Here is a 2364-nt window from a genome sequence, read left to right on the forward strand (position 1 = left end):
CGATGGCCCTGTCGAGCAGCCGGGCGAGCGGCTCGCAGGTGCGGCCTGGGCCGAAGCGCAGCCTGGCCCTGGCGGCGATGGCGGGCTGTCCGTTGACTGCGCGCAGGGCGGTCAGCGCGTCAGGCTCGGCGATCCGCAGCCGCGGCTCCTCGACGCGCAATCCAGCGGTGAACGTCATGCGTTCACCGGCCGATGTCCACGTAGATGGTGCCGTCGTCGCCGACCTGGCAGCCGTAGCTCTTCAGCGCCGCGTCGTTCGGGTTGATGCCGAGGCCGGTGAGCGCGTTGAACTCCCACAGGTGCGTGGCGCAGGTCAGCGTCTCGCCGTCCAGGTCTCCCTGGTCCAGGGCCGACGCCTGGTGCGGGCACTGGTTGGCGTAGGCCCTGACGCTGCCGTCGACGTTAACCAGCAGCACGGACTCGCCGTCGACGCTCACCGCGGTCATGTCGCCTTCCCATAGGTCGTCGAGGTTGATCGTGTCTCGCCAGCGCACGGTCGTCAGTCCAGCAGGCCGGCGAGGAACTCCTGCCGCGCCGCCTTCGCCTGGCCGGCGACGCCGGCGGCCGACACATCGCCGCCTGTCTCCTCCTCGAGGATCGCGCCCAGGCCAAGGGCGGCCTCGTCGGCCAGCGCCGACCAGCGGCCGATCCACTTTCCGAGCACGGCGCGGCTGCCGGGGCGCTGCGTGACCGCCAGTTCGGCCAGCGCACGGCTCCACCGGCCGCGCCGCCGGGAGTCCTCGGCCAGGAAGGAGGTCAGCAGCCAGGTCAGGTCGTCCCCGTCGTTCCTTGCCGCCTCACCGAGCCCGGTCAGCAGCACGTCATCGAGGGTCGGGGCGAGCACCAGGTTGAGCGCGGTGAACGCCTCCCCCCAGTCGTAGCTGACCAAGGCGTACTCGATCGCCTTGCGGGCCGGCTGCCAGCCGTCGTCGTCTTCCCATCCCGCTCGTTCCATCGAGCCGATGCCCGCCTCCGGCCAGGCGATCTGCAGCTCCCTGGTCCGGTAGGCGATCGTCGTCACGCGACGCAGGAAGTCAGCGGTCGAGAAGCTGGCCGCGCTGGTGATATACGAGCTCGGGGCCATGAACCCGATGTAGGCCTCGACCTGCTGGAACCCGTGGCACAGGTAGCGGGACGGGGTGAACAGCCGGCCGAGCAGCGCGACGGACCTCGGCCGCAGCTTCACGTCGGCGCCCTCGTCCGCGTGCGCCTCAAGGACGCCCTGCAGCTTGGTTTCCGCGTCGGACTGCAGGGTGACGTAGGACCGGTAAGTCAGCGCGGCCGGGTCGCGGAAGGCGTCCCAGTCGTCGGCCTTGAACGGTGAGTTGTCCCGGTAGGTGAGGAACCACAGGTTCGCCGCCGACGACGGGTTCTGCTCGAAGGTCGCGGCCCGGTTCTCCCTGAGCGTCCAGTTCGCCCCCTGGGTGACGATCTCGTATTCGCTCGGCATCCGGCGCACGTCGCCGAAAGCGCTGAACGTGCGGCGCGGGCGGGACTTGGGCGCGGGGGTCTCGGTCATGGCGTCGCCGCCTTGGCCTGGGCTCCCCCAGCTCGCCAACCCACGGCCTGCCAGGTGATGGAGTCGCTGGTGGTGATGGCTTTGCCGCTGAACGCGGACATGATCGCGCCGAGGGACCTGATCTCGTAGTCCGCGCCCAGATAGCGGCGCAGCGTCTGCTCGGTCAGCGTGATCCGGTCCTCCCCCTGCACCCGGACGTAGGCGCCGCGGTCGATGACCTCGATCTCGGTGCCCGGGTTGTCCTCCTCGATCGCCGCGATGATCAGCTCGACCTCATCGCCCATCCGCAGCACCGGGCCCACCGGGTTCTTCATGACCCCTCCGGGATGTCGTACTCGACCGTGACGTGGTCCAGCGGCTGGATGCCGGCGGCGGCGACGGTCATCTCGGCCGGCAGCCGCTCGCCGCGGTAGATGACGACCTTGTCGTAAGGCAGGGCGCGGACCCGCTTGCCCTCGACGTGGTAGGCCACCGCGGCGGCCACTTCGCGCATGGTGTTCGCGGTGGTGACCGGGACCAGGATCTGCACGAAGTCGGTGGCGAAGATCGCGTTCAGCGGGACTAGCTGCGGCGGGTTTTCTTCCGCGCCGGGTTCGGCGGTCATGGCTGCGCCGCCGTGGCGATGCCCTCGGCGGGCCGGCCGGCGTAGTCCCTGGTCCAGGCCTGGTAGTCCGGGTCGTCGCCCATGACCTCCGGGGTCAGGCCCATGTAGCCGAGAATCCCGCCGACGTCCATCGGCTGGATCCGCCCGGCGAGGAACCGGTCGATGAGCGTCGGGTTGTTGACGCTGGCCCGGTCCTTCCAGAAGATCTGCCGGCAGGCGTTCGTGCAGAAGTGGTAGGTCC

At 70.1% G+C, this 2364-nt stretch carries 4 protein-coding genes and 1 pseudogene; all 5 read right to left on the minus strand.

The window, feature by feature from the left end; translation table 11 throughout:
• Positions 1-182: 182 nt before the first annotated feature.
• Positions 183-494, minus strand: coding sequence for a Rieske 2Fe-2S domain-containing protein (locus WA805_RS24580; RefSeq protein WP_422276496.1), 312 nt, complete (start codon positions 492-494; stop codon positions 183-185).
• Between the two features lie 5 nt (positions 495-499).
• A complete protein-coding gene (locus WA805_RS24585; protein WP_422276494.1) occupies positions 500-1519 on the minus strand; it encodes a toluene hydroxylase in 1020 nt (339 codons plus the stop codon).
• Positions 1516-1833: an MmoB/DmpM family protein gene (locus tag WA805_RS24590; RefSeq protein ID WP_422276492.1), complete on the minus strand. Its 318-nt coding sequence runs from the start codon at positions 1831-1833 to the stop codon at positions 1516-1518. The genes WA805_RS24585 and WA805_RS24590 overlap by 4 nt, the downstream gene beginning before the upstream one ends.
• Entirely contained in the window at positions 1830-2123 is a 294-nt protein-coding gene (locus WA805_RS24595) for a toluene-4-monooxygenase system B family protein (protein WP_422276490.1), read from the minus strand. Before WA805_RS24595 ends, WA805_RS24590 begins: the two co-directional genes overlap by 4 nt.
• Positions 2120-2364: pseudogene (locus tag WA805_RS24600) on the minus strand (hypothetical protein); the annotation flags it as partial. The gene WA805_RS24595 and the pseudogene WA805_RS24600, both read right to left, overlap by 4 nt.

Origin of the sequence: Trebonia sp., assembly GCF_049794275.1 — a bacterium.
Classification (GTDB): Bacteria; Actinomycetota; Actinomycetes; order Streptosporangiales; family Streptosporangiaceae; genus Trebonia.

What these genes read in the sequence shown, in the direction of transcription:
- WA805_RS24585 (WP_422276494.1), bottom strand. Translation starts at nt 1,519, where the DNA reads ATGACCGAGACCCCCGCGCCCAAGTCCCGCCCGCGCCGCACGTTCAGC.
- WA805_RS24590 (WP_422276492.1), bottom strand. Translation starts at nt 1,833, where the DNA reads ATGAAGAACCCGGTGGGCCCGGTGCTGCGGATGGGCGATGAGGTCGAG.
- WA805_RS24595 (WP_422276490.1), bottom strand. Translation starts at nt 2,123, where the DNA reads ATGACCGCCGAACCCGGCGCGGAAGAAAACCCGCCGCAGCTAGTCCCG.